1 protein-coding gene and 1 pseudogene are annotated in these 699 nt (G+C 77.7%); both read left to right on the top strand.

Annotation, left to right across the window (positions count from 1 at the left end):
- Positions 1–192, top strand: a pseudogene (locus tag KS423_RS46705) (type II secretion protein F); the annotation flags it as partial.
- Between the two features lie 52 nt (positions 193–244).
- Entirely contained in the window at positions 245–517 is a 273-nt protein-coding gene (locus KS423_RS46700; RefSeq protein ID WP_224285688.1) for a DUF4244 domain-containing protein, read from the top strand.
- Positions 518–699: the final 182 nt, after the last annotated feature.

Below are 699 nucleotides of genomic sequence, written 5' to 3'. Positions count from 1 at the left end.
GCCGCCGGCCCGCTGATCGGGCTGGCCCAGGGGCAGCGCACGGCGGCTGCCCGTGCGGCCCACGCCCGGGTCCGCCGGGCCGCGGTGCTGGCCACCGCGCCGCTGGGGCTCTGCTTCCTCCCGGCCTTCGCCCTGATCGGCGTGGTGCCGGTGGTCGTCGGCCTCACCAGCCGCTTCGCCCAGGCGATGTGAACAAGAGCCGGTTGCACGAACACCAACGGACATCGAGTGACAGGAGAGTTTCATGACCGCAGTGATCGCGATCGGGCCCGGTGCCGGGCGTCCGCTCCGCTCGTCGGCCGGCGCGTGGCGGCGGAGGACCCGCCAGGCGGCCTGCCGGGTGCGCAGGGTGGCCCGGCTTCGGGGCCGCTCGGACGCCGGGATGACCACGGCCGAGTACGCCGTCGGGACGCTGGGCGCGTGCGCCCTCGCGGCCGGGCTGTACAAGGTGGTGACCAGCGAGGCCATCACCGGCGCGCTGACCGACATGCTGGTGCGGGCGCTCCATGCGGCCTAGGGGCTGCCGCCGACCTCCCGCCTGCGGGCCGCCCCTGGCCGGATGGTCCCAGGGCGCGAACGCACCGCGCGAGGTCGTCGCCGACCGCCGACGGCCCCCGGTCCGCCGGCCGGGAGGTGCCCTCACCGCCGCTAGGCGAGGCGCTCACCCCGGCGCCGCCCCGCCTGCCCTCCGGGCGGGCG

The organism is Streptomyces sp. LS1784, from assembly GCF_020103755.1.
Classification (GTDB): domain Bacteria; phylum Actinomycetota; class Actinomycetes; order Streptomycetales; family Streptomycetaceae; genus Kitasatospora.
The sequence above is the reverse complement of the archived record's forward strand: the minus strand, read 5'-3'. Positions and strand labels throughout refer to the sequence as shown.